General features: G+C 71.6%; 17 protein-coding genes. 6 read left to right on the top strand and 11 right to left on the bottom strand.

The annotated features are described in order from the left end of the window. Positions 1–132 precede the first annotated feature (132 nt). Positions 133–1,314: a zinc-dependent metalloprotease gene (locus Ade02nite_RS25605; protein ID WP_239169044.1), complete on the top strand. Its 1,182-nt coding sequence runs from the start codon at positions 133–135 to the stop codon at positions 1,312–1,314. Positions 1,315–1,406: 92 nt separating this feature from the next. Here the strand turns inward: Ade02nite_RS25605 and Ade02nite_RS25600 are convergent, their stop codons facing one another. Together Ade02nite_RS25600 and Ade02nite_RS25595 are read right to left on the bottom strand one after the other, a co-directional pair. After that, complete coding sequence (locus Ade02nite_RS25600; RefSeq protein ID WP_203768966.1) at positions 1,407–2,003, bottom strand: hypothetical protein; 597 nt, start codon at positions 2,001–2,003, stop codon at positions 1,407–1,409. Between the two features lie 23 nt (positions 2,004–2,026). Next, positions 2,027–2,560: a M48 metallopeptidase family protein gene (locus Ade02nite_RS25595; protein ID WP_203768964.1), complete on the bottom strand. Its 534-nt coding sequence runs from the start codon at positions 2,558–2,560 to the stop codon at positions 2,027–2,029. Positions 2,561–3,010: 450 nt separating this feature from the next. On the opposite strand from Ade02nite_RS25595, the gene Ade02nite_RS25590 reads away from it, so the two are divergent. The 4 genes from Ade02nite_RS25590 (at position 3,011) to Ade02nite_RS25575 (ending at position 7,548) form a co-directional block, all read left to right on the top strand. Beyond that, complete coding sequence (locus Ade02nite_RS25590; RefSeq protein ID WP_015625326.1) at positions 3,011–3,172, top strand: DUF5679 domain-containing protein; 162 nt, start codon at positions 3,011–3,013, stop codon at positions 3,170–3,172. Between the two features lie 271 nt (positions 3,173–3,443). Then, positions 3,444–4,595, top strand: coding sequence for a hypothetical protein (locus Ade02nite_RS25585; RefSeq protein ID WP_239169042.1), 1,152 nt, complete (start codon positions 3,444–3,446; stop codon positions 4,593–4,595). Positions 4,596–4,895: 300 nt separating this feature from the next. Next, entirely contained in the window at positions 4,896–6,242 is a 1,347-nt protein-coding gene (locus Ade02nite_RS25580; protein WP_203768963.1) for an ABC1 kinase family protein, read from the top strand. Positions 6,243–6,276: 34 nt separating this feature from the next. Further along, on the top strand, positions 6,277–7,548 hold the full coding sequence (locus tag Ade02nite_RS25575) for a M18 family aminopeptidase (RefSeq protein ID WP_203768961.1): 1,272 nt from the start codon (positions 6,277–6,279) through the stop codon (positions 7,546–7,548). Positions 7,549–8,623: 1,075 nt separating this feature from the next. On the opposite strand, the gene Ade02nite_RS25570 is transcribed toward Ade02nite_RS25575, so the two are convergent. The 3 genes from Ade02nite_RS25570 to Ade02nite_RS25560 all read right to left on the bottom strand — a co-directional run bounded on the left by Ade02nite_RS25570 (position 8,624) and on the right by Ade02nite_RS25560 (position 11,669). Next, the gene (locus Ade02nite_RS25570; protein WP_203768959.1) at positions 8,624–8,986 is read right to left on the bottom strand and encodes a WhiB family transcriptional regulator; all 363 of its coding nucleotides are present in this window, start codon (positions 8,984–8,986) and stop codon (positions 8,624–8,626) included. Between the two features lie 144 nt (positions 8,987–9,130). Beyond that, entirely contained in the window at positions 9,131–9,412 is a 282-nt protein-coding gene (locus tag Ade02nite_RS25565) for a hypothetical protein (protein ID WP_203768957.1), read from the bottom strand. Between the two features lie 127 nt (positions 9,413–9,539). Further along, on the bottom strand, positions 9,540–11,669 hold the full coding sequence (locus tag Ade02nite_RS25560) for an ATP-dependent DNA helicase UvrD2 (RefSeq protein ID WP_203768955.1): 2,130 nt from the start codon (positions 11,667–11,669) through the stop codon (positions 9,540–9,542). 81 nt (positions 11,670–11,750) lie between these two features. On the opposite strand from Ade02nite_RS25560, the gene Ade02nite_RS25555 reads away from it, so the two are divergent. After that, positions 11,751–11,996, top strand: a complete 246-nt coding sequence (locus tag Ade02nite_RS25555; RefSeq protein ID WP_203768953.1) for a mycoredoxin — start codon at positions 11,751–11,753, stop codon at positions 11,994–11,996. On the opposite strand, the gene Ade02nite_RS25550 is transcribed toward Ade02nite_RS25555, so the two are convergent. The 6 genes from Ade02nite_RS25550 to Ade02nite_RS25525 all read right to left on the bottom strand — a co-directional run bounded on the left by Ade02nite_RS25550 (position 11,962) and on the right by Ade02nite_RS25525 (position 17,448). Continuing rightward, positions 11,962–12,438, bottom strand: coding sequence for a hypothetical protein (locus Ade02nite_RS25550; protein WP_203768951.1), 477 nt, complete (start codon positions 12,436–12,438; stop codon positions 11,962–11,964). The two genes, Ade02nite_RS25555 and Ade02nite_RS25550, sit on opposite strands and share 35 nt — an antisense overlap. Beyond that, on the bottom strand, positions 12,435–12,875 hold the full coding sequence (locus Ade02nite_RS25545) for a hypothetical protein (RefSeq protein WP_203768949.1): 441 nt from the start codon (positions 12,873–12,875) through the stop codon (positions 12,435–12,437). The genes Ade02nite_RS25550 and Ade02nite_RS25545 overlap by 4 nt, the downstream gene beginning before the upstream one ends. A gap of 20 nt (positions 12,876–12,895) precedes the next feature. Further along, positions 12,896–13,783 (bottom strand): phytanoyl-CoA dioxygenase family protein, encoded by an 888-nt coding sequence (locus Ade02nite_RS25540; protein ID WP_203768947.1) that lies wholly within the window; start codon positions 13,781–13,783, stop codon positions 12,896–12,898. 94 nt (positions 13,784–13,877) lie between these two features. After that, positions 13,878–14,804 (bottom strand): NAD(+) diphosphatase, encoded by a 927-nt coding sequence (gene nudC, locus Ade02nite_RS25535; protein ID WP_379038541.1) that lies wholly within the window; start codon positions 14,802–14,804, stop codon positions 13,878–13,880. A 20-nt stretch (positions 14,805–14,824) separates the two neighbouring features. Beyond that, a complete protein-coding gene (locus tag Ade02nite_RS25530) occupies positions 14,825–16,144 on the bottom strand; it encodes a M16 family metallopeptidase (RefSeq protein WP_203768937.1) in 1,320 nt (439 codons plus the stop codon). After that, positions 16,141–17,448, bottom strand: coding sequence for a M16 family metallopeptidase (locus Ade02nite_RS25525; protein ID WP_203768935.1), 1,308 nt, complete (start codon positions 17,446–17,448; stop codon positions 16,141–16,143). The genes Ade02nite_RS25530 and Ade02nite_RS25525 overlap by 4 nt, the downstream gene beginning before the upstream one ends. Between the last annotated feature and the right edge of the window lie 111 nt (positions 17,449–17,559).

Raw genomic sequence — 17,559 nt, 5'->3', positions numbered from 1 at the left:
GTTCTCTCTGAGCTGACACCGCCATCGGTCCGGAGCGGGCGTTTCCCGCGTACGGTTGACTACGTGCCTGATATCCCGTTCGGCTTCTCCCTGCCGGGCGCCCAGCCGCCCGACCCCTCCGACCCGCAGCAGATGCAGCAGTTCATGGCGCAGCTGCAGCAGATGTTCGCCGGCCCCGGCAGCGGCCCGGTCAACTGGGACCTGGCCCGGCAGGTCGCGGCCAGCCAGCTGTCCGCGTCCGGCGACCCGGCGGTGAACATGTACGAGCGCAACCAGGTCGAGGAGGCCCTGCGCCTCGCCGACCTGTGGCTCGACCCCGCCTCCGCGCTCCCGAGCGGCATCCGCACGGCCGCCGCCTGGAACCGCAACGAGTGGATCTACAACACCCTCGACGTCTGGAAGAAGCTGTGCGACCCGATCGCGGGCCGCATGGTGGGCGCCATGGGCGATCTCGTCCCCGAGGAGGCGAAAGCCCAGCTCGGCCCCATGCAGTCGATGGTCGCGACGCTCGGCGGCGCCCTCTTCGGTGGCCAGCTCGGCCAGGCGCTGGGCCAGCTCGCCGCCGAGGTGCTCTCGGCCGGCGACATCGGCCTGCCGCTCGGCCCGACCGGCACGGCCGCGCTCGTCCCGGCCAACATCAAGGCCTACGGCGACGGTCTCGAGATCCCCGAGGACCAGGTCCGGCTGTACGTTGCCCTGCGCGAGGCGGCGCACCAGCGGCTCTTCGGGCACGTCCCGTGGCTGCGGGCGCACGTGCTGAGCGCCGTCGAGACGTACGCGAACGGCATCACGGTCAACCGCGAGGCGATCGAAGAGGCGATGAGCCGCGTCGACCCCACCGACCCGGAGTCGATGCAGGCCATGGCGCTCGAGGGCATCTTCACGCCCGAGGACACCCCGCAGCAGAAGGCGAGCCTCGCGCGCCTCGAGACCGCGCTGGCCCTGATCGAGGGCTGGGTCGGCCACGTCGTCGACTCCGCGGCCGGCGACCGGCTCCCGTCGGTCGTCCAGCTCGGCGAGGCGTTCCGCCGCCGTCGCGCCGCGGGCGGCCCCGCCGAGCAGACCTTCGCCGCCCTGGTCGGCCTGGAGCTGCGCCCCCGCCGCCTCCGCGAGGCGGGCGCGCTGTGGGCCGCCGTCACCGAGCACCGCGGCATCCAGGGCCGCGACGCTCTGTGGGGTCACCCCGACCTGCTGCCCACCGACGAGGACTTCGCCAACCCGCAGGTCTTCGCCCAGGGCAGCCTCGACTGGGACATCAGCGAGCTCGACGACCTCGACAAGGGCGACGACTCCGCGAAGGGCGACGACAAGTAGAAGCGCCTTCGAAGGGCTGAGCCGTGACTCGCGGTTCAGCCCTTCGCCGTTCCGCCGCTGCCGTGTCTCAGCCGCTTCGCCGCTGCCGTGTCTCAGCCGCCGAGCAGGGCTCGGGTGTTCTCCCAGCCCTCGAGGGCCGGGTCGAGGGAGGCCAGCTCGGCCGGGCCGCGCAGACGGCGCCACTCGGGGGTCGAGCTCACGTCGCCGGGCTGGGGAGCAGCACGGCGGACGATCTGGGCGGTCGCCGCATCGAGGTCGTGATCGGCCAGCCAGGACGGGGCGGGCAGGCTCGTGGCCAGGCCGAGGAGGCCGTTCCCGGGTCCGCCGGGGGCCACGGCGACAGCCTTGCTCTCGAGCGGACGCAGGAGCTTGCCGAGGATCATGCCGGGCAGGTCGGGGGCGTCCGCCGCGATCACCGCGGCCTGGTCGAACCCGTCGGCCGCGGCAGCGGCCAGAACGGGCAGGTAGGTGGCCGTGGGCACCTCATAGATCCGCATGCCGGGCCAGGCGATCTCCTCGGCCAGCTCGCGGTCGGCCGCGGTCGCCGCGATGGCGGCCTCGGCCTGGGCCAGGCGGGCCAGGAGGTCGACCACGTCCTCGGCCAGCGCCGCACGCCAGGAGGCGAGCTCGACGCCCGGCGGGCTCCATGCGACGGGCACCAGGAGCGCAGCCACGAGCCGTTTCACCACGGCTTCACCCTAGTGGTCGCGCTCTAGTCGTCGGCCAGCACGAGGCCGGTGGCGGCGGAGATGCCCTCGAGGTAACCGCGGGCCCGTTCGGCCTTGGGGTAGCGGTTGACGAGATCCCAGAAGCGGGCGCTGTGGCTGGGGACGACCAGGTGGGAAAGCTCGTGCAGGAGCACGTAGTCGATCACCCAGTCGGGCATCTCCTGGATGCGGTGGGAGATGCGGATGGTGCCGTCGTCGGGAGTGCACGAGCCCCAGCGGCCGTTCTGGTTGGTCACCCAGCGGACGCTGGCCGGCTGCACGCGGGCGGCGTGGTCGGCGAGGTAGCGGGACGTGAGGCGGCGGGCCCGGGCCAGCAGCTCGTCGTCGGTGCGGCGGATGCGTTCCTCGCGGGCCGCGAGGCGGGCGAGCATGCGCTCGACCCATTCGGTCTCCTCGGCACGGGAGAACCTGTCGGGGATGAGCACGACGACGCGCTCGCCGTCCCTGTACGCGGACACTGTGCGACGCCGGCGTTGGCTACGCCGCACTTCGACGACAGGCTTGCGCGTCCGGGCCATTACCGGCTCGCGCGGCCCAGATTCGGGTTCACGTTGAGACGCTAATCCGTGAGACCCATGTCACCGCAAGAGTACGGCGGATGACACCCGCCTGATATGTGTACTTCGTCCCGGTACTACCGAAAAAATTTTCCACTGCCGCAACATCGGTGTCCGCACGCCAACCTAGCGCACTCCGTTACAGGGCGCTCAGCGTCCTATTTCTGCCCGTTTGACGGCAATCCCCGGCGTGTTGCGGCACAACTTCCCAAAAAGGGCGATTCCTCCCGGCACACTCACGTCGGCGCCGACACCAGCGGCGCCGCGCTGACATGGAACCGGCTTGACCTGGGTAGTGGACGGCCCTGACGGGTGGCCACATCCACGTGGTCGCGGAGCGGTCCAGTCGCGGCCTGTCACCGCAGCAGGCATCGGGGCCGACCCCGGCCGACAACATGACGAGGAGGAACCGTGGCCGACAACACGTACAACGGCTACTGCGTGAAGTGCAAGGAGAAGCGTGACTTCCAGGGGACCGTCGAGGTCTCGAAGACCGGCATGAACATGGCGAAGGGCAAGTGCCCGGTTTGCGGCACCACCGTGAACCGGATCCTGGGCAAGGCCAAGGCCTGACCCCGGCGCGCCCTGGGCATGAAGTGGCTTAGGCCAGTTCGGCGCCCATGGCAAGGCTGTTCACCCACCCGGGGAGGGCAGGTCGCCCTCCCCGGTGCATTACCCCCGCACCGCCATATCCGCATCGAACCGGGCACGTTGAGTGAGGTTGTGGACAACCGTCTAGCCTGTGGATAACTTGCCCAGGCTTGTGGATAACCCGCTTCACACGCGGTACGGGCCTGTGGACAACGAACTCGCTCCGCATCGCCGCGGTGACATGCTGTCATCCATGAACCGCCCCCTCCTCCTCCCCGGGCTTCCCCGAGTCTGGCGCGACGACACCGAGCTCCAGCTGGGCGCCGACCCGGCCGGAGCGGTCCTGCTACGCCTGCCCGACCCCCGGGCCGCCGAGATCCTCGACCTGATGGACGGCCGGCGCCCCGAGCGGCTCGTGCTGCTCCGAGCCGTCGAGATGGGCATTCCCGCCGCCGAGGCCCGGGCCCTCATGGAGTCGCTGCGCGTCGCCGGCCTGGCCGTTCCGGCCACCACCCTCATCCCGCGTACGGCGGAGGGCGTCGTCCAGCAGCGCCTGGTGAGCGAGGCCGCGGCCCTGGCCTTCCGCGACCGCCGAGACGTCCCCGCGGCGTGGCGCGCCACCCGGGGCGAGGACCGGGGCCACCGGTTCCGCCGGAGGGCCACACCGGCGACGACATTGCGCCGCAGGCGGACGGCCTGCGTGGTGGTCGCCGGGCACGGCCGCCTCGGCGCCTCCATCGCCGTCGCACTGGCCGAGGCGGGCGTCGGTCACGTGGCGCCCGAGATGCCCGGCACCGTCACCAAGGACGAACTCGTCGGAGGGCCGCTCCGCGCCGGGGCGGAGGGCCTGCCGAGGAACGACGCGATCGACGCCGCCATCGCCGCCGTCGCTCCCGGCGTCATCCGGCGCCGGCTGCGCACAATGCGGCCGACCCTGGTGGTCCAGCTCGATAACGACAAGCCCGCGCCGCTGCTCGCGGCCGTGCACGGTGGCCGCCGCCAGGCGCACCTCGCCGTGACCATCCGCGAGGGCACCGCGGTGATCGGACCCCTGGTCCCGCCGACGGGCGGACCCTGTCTCGGGTGCCTCCACCTGCACCGGCTCGATCGCGACGCGCGCTGGCCCGGTCCGCCGCGCACGGACGTCCCGGAGCCGTGCACGGTCACGACGCTGCTGGCCGCGACCGGCTACGCGACGGCGCAGGCCCTCGCCTACCTCGACGGCGACATCCCCGAGACGCTCGGCGCCTCCGTCGAGATCACCTCCGCCGGGAGCTTCCGCCGCCGTACGTGGCCTCCGCACCCCCACTGCGACTGCACCCGGCGACGCCCCCGCCCCGCGGCCTCGAAGCAGCCCACCAGGAAGGCGATCCAGGCCGGGGAGCGCCGACCCGCTTCCTCGTAGCCCCGCAGCAGCGACGCGCCCAACAGCGCCGCCCGCGAAGCGGCCCGGCAAGGGCGCGGCCCCGAAGAAGGCAGGGCCACAAGGGGGCGAGGCCGTGAAGCGATAGGCAGCGCGGAAGGCGAGCCAGACGGAAGATGCGGCCGCACAGCGACGCGACCGAGGGAAACAAGGGGAAAGGTGTGATCGATTGGCGGAGGAGCTGTGCAACGGCGGGAAACTCGGAGCGGACTTTTGGGGCAAGCCGCCCGAAGGGTCCCCAGCCGGGCCGAGGAACGGCGCGGCGTCGGTCACAATGATCTGGTGAGCGACATACCGCGGCGGGCGGCGGCCCGGACGGCCAAGCTGGCCTCGCTTCCTCTGGGGTTCGCGGGGCGGACGGCTCTGGGGCTGGGCAAGCGGGCCGTCGGGATCGCCACCGACGTCATCTCGGCCGACATTCAGCAGCGCACCGCCGAGCAGCTCTTCAGCGTGCTGGGGCAGCTCAAGGGCGGCGCCATGAAGTTCGGCCAGGCGCTGTCGGTCTTCGAGGCGGCGATGCCCGAGGAGATGGCCGGCCCGTACAGGCAGGCGCTGACCAAGCTGCAGGAGGCCGCGCCGCCGATGCCGGTGGCCAGCCTGCACAAGGCGCTCGCCGAGCAGCTCGGGCCGGACTGGCGGGAGCTGTTCGCCGAGTTCGACGACAGCCCGGCCGCGGCCGCCAGCATCGGGCAGGTGCACCGCGCGGTGTGGAAGCTGCCGCCGGCGCGCAAGAACGCCAAGCCCAAGACCCTGCCCGTCGCGGTGAAGGTGCAATATCCGGGCGCGGGCGAGGCGCTGCTGGCCGACCTCAAGCAGCTGTCCCGCCTCGCCGGCATGTTCAAGATCATCCAGCCGGGCATGGACATCAAGCCGCTGCTGGCCGAGCTCCGCGATCGGATCACCGAGGAGCTCGACTACGCGATGGAGGCCGAGACGCAGAGCGCCTTCGCCACCGCGTACGCCGGCGATCCGGAGATCTTCGTTCCCCGGGTGATCGCCTCGGCGCCCAAGGTGCTGGTCACCGAGTGGGTCGAGGGCACGCCGCTGGCCAAGGTGATCACCGACGGCAGCGAGGCGGAGCGGGACGAGGCGGGCCGGCTGATGGCGCTGCTGCACTTCTCGGCGCCGGCGCGGGCCGGTCTGCTGCACGCCGACCCCCACCCGGGCAACTTCCGCATCCTGGCCGACGGCCGGCTCGGTGTGATCGACTTCGGGGCGGTCGCCCGGCTCCCCGAGGGGCATCCCGAGCCGATCGGGCGGCTGGTGCGCCTCGCGCTCGAGGGCGACGCCGACGCGGTCGCCGACGGGCTGCGCGAGGAAGGCTTCATCAAGCCCGACGACGAGCTCGACGCCCAGGCCGTGCTCGACTTCCTGCGGCCGATGATCGAGCCCGTGGCGGTCGACGAGTTCCGGTTCACCCGGGCCTGGCTGCGCGGCGAGGCGACACGGCTCAGCAGCCCGCGCTCCCCGGCCTACCAGCTGAGCCGCAAGCTCAACCTGCCGCCGTCCTACCTGCTCATCCACCGGGTCACGCTCGGCTCGATCGGCGTGCTCTGCCAGCTCGAGGCGTGCGCGCCCTACCGCGGGATCCTGGAGAAGTGGCTTCCGGGGTTCGCCCCGGTGCGCTGAGCGGGCCCGGCTCCCCGGTGAGCAGAATGGGCACATGAACGCCCACATCGACGACCTGGCCGCATTCGTCTCCGCCTCCCCGAGCTCGTACCATGCGGCCGCCGAGGTGGCCCGCCGGCTCGGCGAGGCCGGGTACCGCACGCTCGACGAGACCGCCGACTGGCGCGACGACGTACACCCGGGCGCCCGACTGCTCGTCGTCCGGGACGGCTCGGTGATCGCGTTCGCCGTGCCCGAGGGCGCGCACGCCGGCACCCCGTTCCGCATCCTCGGCGCGCACACCGACTCGCCCGGCTTCAAGCTCAAGCCCAAACCCTCCCTGTCCAGCCACGGTTGGCTGCAGGCCGGCGTCGAGGTGTACGGGGGACCGATCGTCGCCTCGTGGTTCGACCGCGAGCTGGAGCTGGCCGGGCGCGTCGTGCACCGCGACGGCACCAGCCACCTCGTGCGGACCGGACCGTACGCCCGCATCCCGCACCTCGCCATCCACCTGGACCGCGAGCTCAACAACGGCTTCTCCCCCGACCGGCAGCGCGAGGTCCAGCCGGTCTTCGGGGTGGGCACCGCCCAGGACGCCGACGTCGTGGGGCACCTGGCCGAGCTGGCCGGCATCGACAGCGAGGCCGTCGCCGGATACGACATCATCACGGTCGACAGCGCCGCGCCCGCCCGCTTCGGCCAGGACGGCAAGCTCTTCGCCTCGGCCCGGCTCGACAACCTCTCGTCGGTGCACGCCGGCCTCACCGCCCTGCTCGCCGCCGAGCCGGCCAACGCCATCGCGGTGCTCGCCGCGTTCGACCACGAGGAGATCGGGTCGGAGAGCCGCTCCGGCGCCGCGGGCCCCTTCCTCGCCGACCTTCTCGAGCGCATCTCGTACGCCCTGGGCGGCAGCCGCGAGTCCCTGGCGCGCGCGATCGCCGGCTCCTGGTGCCTCTCCTCGGACGCCGGCCACGCCGTCCACCCGAACCGCCCCGAGAAGCACGACCCGGTCAACCGCCCACTCGCCGGCGGCGGCCCCCTCCTGAAGATCAACGCGAACCAGCGCTACACCACCGACGCGACCGGCGCCGCCCTGTGGGCCCGCACCTGCGCCAAGGCGGGCGTCCCGTGGCAGGAGTTCGTCTCGAACAACGCCGTCCCGTGCGGCTCGACGATCGGCCCGATGACCGCCGCCCGCCTCGGCATCCCCACCCTCGACGTCGGCATCCCGCTCCTGTCGATGCACTCGGCCCGCGAGCTGGCCCACGTCGACGACCCGTCCTACCTGGCCGCCGCGATCACGGTCTTCCTCTCCGCCGGCGCCTGACGCATCCCGCCCCACCCCTTTCCGCCGCGCGGAGGAGGGACCGGAGGGCGCCTGACACATCCCACCTCACCCTTCGCTCGACACGACCTCCGCGCGAAAGAAGGAAAGGGAGAGCGCCTACCGCATCCCACCCCACCGTTCCCTCGACACGGTCCTGATCGGCGTCCTCGTCGCGCTCGCCGCCGGCGCGGGCGGCACGAGCGCGGTCGTCAACGCATTCCGCGACGAGGAACGGCAGTATGCGGTCTTCATCGCGCACCTCCGCGCGAAAGAGGGAAGGGAGAACGCCTACCCATCCCACCCCACCCTTCCCCTCGACACGACCTCCGCGCGGGAAGGGCGCCTGACGCATCGCCTCGACATTGCTCGCGGAGAGTGCGTCAGAACAGGAAGGGAAAGATGGGAGGAAAGAGGCGCCCGCGTCACCTTGGTCCGCTTCGCCACCACACCCCTTGAAACGCTCCCTACGCACAACCCGACAAAAGGGATCCGGAAAGGGCAGGAGGCGTCCGCAGGGAGACGGCGCAGGGCGGAAGTGGGCCGCCTGCTGCATCCGCGCTCGTTCCGCCACCACATCCCCCTCCCTCGACACGGCTCCAACGGTGAGGGGAAAGGGTGACCCCTGGCTCACGAAGCCAAGGGAAGGGGAAGAGCGACCCTCGCCCACAAAGCGCGGGGCAAGGGCAAGGGGCAGGCCTCGCCCACAACGGAAGGGGCGAGGGGCGCCCCTGGCCCACGAAGCAGGAGGAGCGGAAAGAGAGCGCCCTCACTGGACGGGGGCGCCCGGCCGGATGGACACGAAGAGGCCCGGCCGTGTGGCCGGGCCTCTTGCTGTGTGTGGAGCTCTTCAGTGGCGCCGGATCAGAAGCGTCCACCACCGAGTTCGCGGGAGGCTCGGTGCTGGGCCTCCATGGCTACTCGACGAGCGGGACGGTGTGCCTCAGGTGTGTAGTCACGCTGAGGCCGACGCATTCGGGCACGGGACAACGCTTCTTGGAGGAGTCTCATCTTCGTTCCGTTCGTGTGCATCTCGATGCTCGGCTTTCGGGTAAGGAGGTCGATGTTCGTGTTCATGTCATGCCGCCAGGCGGACGGAGTTGCGGGAGTCGAGCCCGTTCGCGGCGAGCCGCTCCTCGACCTCGTGGGCCAGCTCGGCGTCGCGCGCCACGTCGGCCTTACGGGGACGGCCACGCGGCCGCTTGCGCGGAACCACGGCACCGCGCTCGAAGATCTCGCCACCCCAGACACCCCAGGGCTCGTTGCGCTCCACCGCGCCGGCCAGGCACTCGACGCGCAGCGGGCAGTCCCCGCAGAGCGACTTGGCCAGTTCCAGCTGGGCCGGGGAGTCGGAGAACCACAGGTCCGGGTCGAACTTCCGACAGGGCAGGTTTGCCTCGATCTCGACGCTCACGTCGAGTGGGGCCAGCGCCAGACTCATAAAGCCCGGTCACCTCTCTCTTCTCATCGATCTTCTGGATCGCCGTACGGGTCGTGCACCGGCCGGTGAGCCGGCAAAAAAGTAAGGCCGCGGATCCCGGTTACGGGTTCCGCGGCCTCGAGGTGAGCCGGAGGTCTGAGTCTGTCAGACCGGCCTTCCTCGAGGCGGGACACCGCTGCCACCATCCGTGTAGCGCTTGGAGATGGAGACATTGCTGCCCTTGAACCCAGGGGTGTTGCCAGTGGTGCCTTCGATGCGACCGCGCTCGCTCAGCTCGGCCTGAGCGGAGACCTGGTGCACCCGCGACACCGGAGCCCGCTCGGCAGCCAGCACAGCCACCGGGGCAGCGAGCTGGAGAGCGGACGGAGCGCAGGCAAGGGTCAGCGGCATCGACGGTCGCGTCATCGTCATCTCGAAGATCTCCATGTCTGCCACCTCCTCCATGTGCTTGCACTCGTGTCGTGAATCCCGCCGAACATTGCTGCTCGGCGAGCTGTGTCCTGAGGCTATGCCTGCCCCTACGGCGAGGGCAAACGAATTAACGGGTTGATTCTCAAAGATTTTCCGAGGCCGCCGCGACGGGGTCCGCGCCGCCCACCAGAGCGAACACCGCGGGCCCGTACTGGCCGAGCTTGCGTGGCCCGATCCCGGCGATCGCGAGAAGCTCCGCCGGGGTGCTCGGCCGGCGCTCCGCGATGGCCACCAGCGTGGCGTCGGTGAACACCACGTACGCAGGGACGCTGAGCTCCTCGGCCATAGTCGCGCGCCAAGTCTTCAGTCGCTCGTAGAGATCCTCGTCGAGGTCCGACGGGCAGGTCGGGCAGCGGCCCAGCTTGCGGTCGGCGCCGGCCAGCAGCGTGGCACCGCAGATGCGGCAGGACGACACCTGCGGCCGCCTGCGGTCGGGTTTCCGACTCCGGTCCCCGGCCCGCTCGGTCGTCGAGTTGCGCTCGAGCTGCGGCAGGAACCGGCAGGGGCGGCGCGCCCGGCCGCCCGACGCGCGCGTCTGCCCGTACGAGAGCCAGAGGTATTGCCTTGCCCGGGTGACCCCCACGTAGAGCAGCCGCCGCTCCTCCTCGAGCTGCTCAGGGGTCTTGGCGTACGTCGTCGGCAGCGTGCCGTCGGCGAGCCCGACCAGGAAGACCGCGTCCCACTCCAGGCCCTTGGCGGAGTGCAGCGAGGCGAGCGTGACCCCCGCGACGGTCGGCGCGTGCTGCTGCTCGGCGCGGCGGGCCAGCTCGTCGTTGAAGCCGGCCAGCGTGAGGTCGCGCTGCACGGCGCCGGCCTGGCCGATCGGCTCCAGGGTGGGCGTCTTCGCGTACTCCTCGGCGAGGGTGACCAGGGCGGCCAGCGCCTCCCACTGCTCGCGCGCGGCGCCACCGGCCGGCGGATGGCCGCGCTGCCAGCCGGTCGCCGCGAGCCCCTCCTCGACCGCCTGCACCAGCGGGGTCTCCCCCGGGATCGAGCGCACGGCGGCGCGCAGCGCGATCATCGCCTGCCGGATCTCGGTGCGCTCGAAGAACCGCTCGGCCCCGCGGACCACGTACGGCACCTCGGCCTCGGCGAGTGCCTTTTCGTACGTCTCGGATTGCGCGTTCGTCCGGAAGAGCACCGCGATCTCGCTCGCCGGGGTGCCCGCCGCGATCAGGTCGCGGCACTTCTTGGCGACCGCGGCCGCCTCGCCCGTCTCGTCCGGGAAGATCTTCAGCTCCGGCTCGGCGCCGGGCGGGCGCTGGCCGACCAGCTCGAGCCGCAGCCGCGCCTCGCTGCCGCGGGCCTGCCGGATCACCGCGTTGGCGAGGCCGACCACCTGCGGCGTGGAGCGGTAGTCACGCACCAGCCGGACCACGACGGCGTCGCGCCGCTGCCGGGGGAAGTCGATGAGGTACGCCGAGGTCGCGCCGGTGAAAGAGTAGATCGTCTGGCTGGCGTCGCCGACCACCGTGAGGTCGTCGCGCCCGCCCAGCCACGCCTCCAGCAGGCGCTGCTGCAGCGGGTTGACGTCCTGGTACTCGTCGACGACGAAGTGCCTGTACTGCGCGCGGATCTGCTCGGCGACGTCCGGGTGCTCCTCGATGCCCCAGACCGCGGCGCGCAGCATGTCCTCGAAGTCGATCACGCCCTGCCGCCGCTTGAGCTCCTCGTAGGCGGCGAAGACCTCGGCCACCTTGGCCGGCTCGAACGGCGGCTCGCGCAGCGCCTTGGTGGCCGCGACGGGGTATTCGCCGGGCTCGACCAGCGACGACTTGGCCCACTCGATCTCGCTCGCCAGGTCGCGGGCGCCGGTGCGGTCGGCGCGCACGCCCACCCGGGCGGCGGCGAGGCCGACCACGCGCGCCTTGCTCTCCAGCAGCTCCGGCATCGCCCGGCCCTCGAGCAGCCGCGGGGCGAAGTAGCGCACCTGCCGCAGCGCCGCCGCGTGGAACGTGCGCGCCTGGACGCCGCCCGCGCCGAGCTCGGTGAGCCGCGAGCGCATCTCGGCGGCGGCCCGCGCGGTGAAGGTGACGGCGAGAACGTGCCGCGGGTTCACCTCGCCGGTGAGGGTGCGGTACGCGATGCGGTGGGTGATCGCCCGGGTCTTGCCCGTGCCGGCGCCGGCGAGGATGCAGACCGGTCCCGCGGGAGCGGTCACCGCCGTCCGCTGCTCAGGGTCGAGCCCGGCCAGCACCGCATCAGTCAGCACAACAGGGAATCATGACACCTGCCCGGGACGTTGTTGCTGAAGGCGCTGTGCCATGTGACCCATCCGAAGGGATCCTGACCGATGCTGACCATGTACTCGACGTCCTGGTGCGGGTATTGCCACCGCCTCAAGTCGCAGCTCGACCGCGAGGGCATCGCCTACGACGTCGTGGACATCGAGCGCGAGCCGGCCGCGGCCGAGTTCGTGATGAGCGTCAACGGCGGCAACCAGACGGTCCCCACGCTCAAGTTCGACGACGGGTCGGCGCTGACCAACCCGTCCATCGTCCAGGTCAAGGAGCATCTGGCGGCGCTGAGCGCGAGCTGACGTCTTCCTCGCCGGAAGGCTCGGGAATCGGGGCGGCGAGTTCTTCGGCCTGTTTGACCAGGTCGTCGAGCTCGCCGTCGGTCATTGCCAGCTCGTCGGCGAGCGAGGCCGACAGCAGCAGGTGCACGCCCGAGCGCACGGTCGCGTCGATGTCCTCGACCGGCACCTTCTCGCCGAGCGCCTCGCGCACCAGCATCTCGGCGTCGAGGGCCGGCAGCGCCGCGGCGGCGTGGAAGTGCACGGCGGTCGCCACGCTGCGGCCGATCTCGGCGAGCGGGCTGTCCGTCAGGAAGCGGCGGCGCACCATGAGACCGAAAGCGATCTCCCAGACACGCCGTTCCGTGTCGGACAGGGGGGCGCCCAGCCGGGCCGGCACGTCCTGGCGGGAGACGGCCTGGAGCAGGTGGCCGAGCCGCGGCGGGGGCGGGAAGACGGCGCTCACCGGGCACGCTCCGCGCGGCGCTCGGCCTGCTCGACGAGGTCGATCAGGTGGGCGGGCGGGATGCCCGGCGGGCGCACCAGGTCACCCACGACGTAACAGATCAGCTCGAAGCGGCGCAGGTCCGGGATGCGGTACGCCAGGTCGGGCTCGCCGACCGCGGAGCGGATCACCGCCTCGGCCTCGCGGGCGAGCGCCCCGCCGGTCGGCATCGACTGGTATTCGAGCAGGTCACGCACGTAGCCGGTGACGTCTCGCGGGTCGCGCCCGACGAAGCTGCGGCGCACTGCCACGGTGAACAGCTCGCGCAGCAGCCGGACCGCCCCCGGCGAGTCGCTCAGCCGGGACAGCGACCGCGCCGGGTGCTCCTCCCCGAGCGCATCGAGGACGTGCCGGCCCGCCGCCGTCGCCGTCTGAACTAATGTCCCGTTTTGTACCACATACGGATGTTAATGCGGATCTACGGAATCAGTGCCGGAATGCTGGAGTCCAGCAGCCCCTGCTCGCGGAGCACGCCGTAGAGCGGCGTGGTCTGCGGGAAGTGACCCCACGCGTGGTCGCCGCTGCCGTCCCCGGCGTGACCGAGCAGCTGGCGCTGCACGCCGGAGAAGCCGGCCCACTCCGGGCGGTTCGGCAGGTCCGCCGTCTCGTCGCGGCCGGCGATCCAGCGGTACGTGTAGCCGAAGAACGCGCCGACGCGGGTGATCGGCGAGTAGTTGTCGGAGCGGGCGTGCCACAGCCGGCGGTCGAAGACCACCACGTCGCCCGGATTCGCGGTGATCTGGATGGCGCCCTCGGGCTGCGGCCACGGGACCCCGCGGGTCGGCGGCCCGGGCAGCCAGTTGGTCTTGTGGCTGCCCGGCAGCACGGTGAAATTGCCCCGGCCGGGCTCGCTCACGTCGGACAGCCAATAGGCCAGTTTGACCGACATCATCGGCCGCGGATCGGTCTCGATCTCACGATTCTGCCGGCCGCCGTCCTGGTGCCAGTGCCACCAGTCCTTCTGTTTCTCGTGAATCTGCGGATGCACATCGATGTGCGAGTGATAGACGTGCACGTTCCAGCCGAGCAGCGACCAGATGTAGCGGAACGCCACCGGATGGTCGAGCAGGAACGCCAGCTCGGGCAGGGTGGTCACCGCGGAGAGCTGGTGCAGCGAGCCGGTCGCGCTGAGGCCGTGGCCACCCGGCTGGGCGGCCCGCTCGAAGGCGCCCAGAATGGCCCCGCGGGCGATGTCGATCTCACTGGGCGACAACACCCCGGGCACGACGAGAAAGCCGTCCCGGTCGAAACGGGCGCGCTCGTCCGCCGTCATCGGGGTCCAAGCGGGCGCTTCCACCTGCGTCATCGAATTCCACCTCTCGGTCTTTGTATATCGAAGACGCGGCTGGCGCGTGTTCTGGTTACCGAGGAAGCGAAAAACTTTTCTGATTAGAGGAATTTCAAAGCGCGAGCCAGCTCTCGATGAGATAGAAAGCAATCGAAGAAGGCATCGGCAGGCCCATCGGGACACCCGTTTCGGGATGGCGATAGTCGCCCGCGATCATGCGCTTGATGTCGTCGCGGGTGAACCAGTGCGCCTCGTCGATCTCGGCGGGATCGAGGGTGAGCGGCTGCGCCGGGTCGGCGGTCGCGTGGTAGCCCAGCATCAGCGAGCCCGGGTAGGGCCAGGACTGGCTGCCCGCGTACCGCAAGGAGGTCAACCGCAGCCCGACCTCCTCGCCGACCTCACGCACGACGCTCGCCTCGGCCGACTCCCCCGGCTCGACGTAGCCGGCCAGGCACGAGAAGCGCAGGCCGCCGTCGGGCGCGGCCCCCCAGGTGGCGTTGTGGCCGAGCAGGCAGCGCCCCCGCGGGCCCGGCTCGCCGTCGTGCACCAGCACGATCATGGCCGGGTCGGTGCGCGGCCACATGAGCTTGCCGTCGGTGTCCGCCCGCGCCCAGCCGGCCTCGACCGCCTTGGTGGGCTCGCCGGTGCGCGGCGAGAACTTGTGGCTCAGGTGCCAGTTGCCGAGCGCGGCCGCCGTGGTGAAGACGCCGGCGTCGCGGTCGTCGAGCAGGTGGCCGACCTCGCGCAGCGTCGCCGCGCGGGCGCCCTCGACCTCGGGCAGCGCCGTGTCGATGGTCCAGAGCGGGGTGCCGTCACGGTCGACGCCGAGGAACCAGTGCTCGCCCTCGGGCGCCTCCGCCGAGGGGACGAGCACCAGGGCGTTGTCCTTGACCAGCGCGCGGCCACCCTTGGCCAGGTCGACCACGAGCACGAGGCCGCGCTGCCAGGCGTCGGCGAGCCAGGCCTCATCGGTACGGCGGTGCGCCGCCCGGTCGAGGGTGGTGCGCGCCAGCGGCGGCGAACCGGGCTGCTCGTGGATGTCGGGCTGATCCGGAGCGCTCACTCGGCGCCGCGTTCCACGGTGGTGAGCGCGGCGAGCGGGCCCTCCACCTTGTCGGCGTCGCCGAGCACGACGGTGACCGCCTTGGCCGGCGCCAGGAAGCGCGACGCCGCCTCGGCCACCTGCTCGCGGGTCGCCGAGGCGAGCGCCGCCGAGTAGTCGCGCAGGTAATCGAGGCGCAGGCCGAAGCCCGCGTACATGCTCGCCAGGCCCGCGAGGCCGGCCTGCGTGGACATGCCCAGCCGCAGCGTGCCCAGGGCGTAGCGCCGGGCCTGCTCGAGCTCGTCGTCGCCCGGCGGCAGGCTCGCGATGCGGCCCAGCTCGTAGAGCGTCTCGAGCAGCGACGGGCCGGTCACCTCGGTGGCCACCTCGGCCGCAACGAGCAGCGCGGAGCCGGCCGCGAAGTGCTCGATCGACGTGTGCGGGCCGTACGTGTAGCCCTTGTCCTCGCGGATGTTCTCGACCCAGCGCGACGAGAAGTAGCCGCCGAAGATCAGGTTGGCCAGCTGGAGGGCGGCGTAGTCGGGATCGGTGCGCTCCACGGCCGGCAGCGCCATGCGCAGCGACGACTGCACCGCGCCGGGCCGGTCGACGAGCAGCAGCGGGCCGGCCTCCAGCGGCGGGGTCGGCGGGATCGTGCCGTCCTTGGCCGGGCCGGTCCAGCTGCCGAGCGCCTTCTCGGCGGCGTCGATCGCCTTTTCCGGGTTGATGTCGCCGACCAGCACCAGCACGGCGCCCTCGGGGCGCACCCGATCGGCGTGCAGCGCGCGCAGCTGGGCCGGGCGCACCGCGCGCACCTGCTCGGGCTCGGGGGTCTGCACCGCGTACGGATGCTTGCCGTAGATCCTCTTGAGCAGCGCGGTGCGCGCCAGGTGGGCCGGCTGGGTCAGCGCGACCTGGATGTGGTCGATCAGGCGGTCGCGCTCGGTGGCGACCTCCTCGTTGGGGTACGCCGGATCGGTCAGCACCGCGGCGAGGATCTCCAGCATGCGGTCGAGCCCGGAGGCGAGCGCGTTGCCGCTGATCAGCAGCTTGTCCGGGTCGAGGCCGGCGGAGAGGCCGCCGCCGACCGCCTGAAGCTCGGCGGCGATGTCGACGCTGGTCATCGTGCCGGTGCCGGTGAACAGCGCCTGCGACAGCAGGGTGGCCCGGGGCAGCGGCGTCTTGCCGAACGGCACCCGCAGCCGCAGCTCGACCAGCGGCACCGCCGGGCGCCGGATGGCGATCACGGTGAGCCCGCCGGCCAGCGTGCGCTCCGCCTCCTTGGGGAGCTTGAGCTTGGCGTCCGGGATCAGGTCGGGAAGGGGTTTGACGGTCATGCGGTGGCTCCCGGGAGGACCTCGACGGTGGCGCGCCGCTCGGGGCGCAGGGTGGCCGCGGCGGCGACGATCTGCGCCTCGGTCACCTCGCCGATCAGCTTGGGCAGTTCGTTGAGCATCTCGGGACGGCCGCGCTGGAGCTCGAGCACGGCCATCGGCAGCGCCCGGCCGAGCACGGCATCGGTGTCCCGCAGCAGGTGGGTGGCGATGCGGGCCTGGGTGCGCTCCAGCTCGCCGGGGCGCAGCCCGTCGGTGGCCAGCCTGTCGAGCTCCTCGTCGACGGTGCGCAGCACCTTGTCGGAGTCGCCGCCGGGCGGCATGTGGGCCTGGAGCAGCAGCGCGGTGGGGTTGCGCACCTGGAACTCGTCGCCCATGAAGCCGATGTAGCCGCCGATGCTGGTCACCGAGCGGTCGCGCTGGACCAGCCGCTCGACCAGGCGGGACGCGTCGCCGTCGGTGAGCACCTCGGCCAGCACCACGAAGGGCAAGTAGTCGGCGAAGGAGCCGATCGGATCGGGCACCCGCCACGCGCTGGCCACGCCGGGCAGCGGGGCGAGCTTGTCCGTGTAGGTCTCGCGGCGCTCGGCGTCGAGGTCGGGCTCGTCGAAGTCGGGCCGGTCGGGCGCCGGGCGGGCCGGGACGTCGCCGAAGTGCCGGCGGATCATCTCGGTCGCGGTGGCCACGTCGAAGTCGCCGGCGACCGCGAGGGTGGCGTTGCCGCACGCGTAGTAGCGGTCGAAGAAGGCCTGCGCGTCCTCGACGGTGGCGCTGTCGAGGTCGCCGAACGAGCCGTACCCGTCGTGGGCGTTGGCGAAGGTCCGGAACATCACCGGGGGCAGCTTGAGCCACGGGAACCCGCCGTAGGGCCGGTTCATCACGTTGACCCGGATCTCCTCCTTGACCACGTCGATCTGGTTGAGGAGGTTCTCCTCGGTGAGCCGGGGCCCGCGCATGCGGTCGGCCTCGAGGAAGAGCGCCCGCTCGAGCGCGCCGGAGGGCAGCGCCTCGAAGTAGTCGGTGAAGTCGAGGTGGGTGGAGCCGTTGAAGGTGCCGCCGGCTCCCTGCACGTGCCGGAAGTGAGCCAGCTTCTCGAGATTTTCCGAGCCCTGGAACATCAGGTGCTCGAATAGGTGGGCGAAGCCCGTGCGCCCCTCGGGCTCCGAGCGGATGCCGACGTCGTAGACGACAGCGACGCCGACGACCGGGGCGCTGCGGTCGGGGGTCAGCACCACCCGCAAACCGTTGTCCAGGGTGAATCGCTCGACCGGATACTTCGTCGCGGGGATCTTGATTCTGCGCGCCACGAAATGACATTAGCGCCTTACGTGGTCACCGGCGCGACTGCATGTCACCGCGCGGCCACCGAGTGATCCGGGTCCCGTGATACGGGCGGGGCTTGACGACAATCCCTACCT

It is taken from the genome of Paractinoplanes deccanensis, assembly GCF_016862115.1.
In the GTDB taxonomy this organism is placed as follows: domain Bacteria; phylum Actinomycetota; class Actinomycetes; order Mycobacteriales; family Micromonosporaceae; genus Actinoplanes; species Actinoplanes deccanensis.
This window is presented reverse-complemented; position numbering and strand designations above follow the sequence as displayed.

Excerpts from the sequence above, each read along its gene's own strand:
- Ade02nite_RS25605 (WP_239169044.1), top strand. The coding sequence starts at position 133 with ATGCAGCAGTTCATGGCGCAGCTGCAGCAGATGTTCGCCGGCCCCGGC.
- Ade02nite_RS25595 (WP_203768964.1), bottom strand. The coding sequence starts at position 2,560 with ATGGCCCGGACGCGCAAGCCTGTCGTCGAAGTGCGGCGTAGCCAACGC.
- Ade02nite_RS25585 (WP_239169042.1), top strand. The coding sequence starts at position 3,444 with ATGAACCGCCCCCTCCTCCTCCCCGGGCTTCCCCGAGTCTGGCGCGAC.
- Ade02nite_RS25575 (WP_203768961.1), top strand. The coding sequence starts at position 6,277 with ATGAACGCCCACATCGACGACCTGGCCGCATTCGTCTCCGCCTCCCCG.
- Ade02nite_RS25570 (WP_203768959.1), bottom strand. The coding sequence starts at position 8,986 with ATGAGTCTGGCGCTGGCCCCACTCGACGTGAGCGTCGAGATCGAGGCA.
- Ade02nite_RS25565 (WP_203768957.1), bottom strand. The coding sequence starts at position 9,412 with ATGGAGATCTTCGAGATGACGATGACGCGACCGTCGATGCCGCTGACC.
- Ade02nite_RS25555 (WP_203768953.1), top strand. The coding sequence starts at position 11,751 with ATGCTGACCATGTACTCGACGTCCTGGTGCGGGTATTGCCACCGCCTC.
- Ade02nite_RS25540 (WP_203768947.1), bottom strand. The coding sequence starts at position 13,783 with ATGACGCAGGTGGAAGCGCCCGCTTGGACCCCGATGACGGCGGACGAG.
- Ade02nite_RS25530 (WP_203768937.1), bottom strand. The coding sequence starts at position 16,144 with ATGACCGTCAAACCCCTTCCCGACCTGATCCCGGACGCCAAGCTCAAG.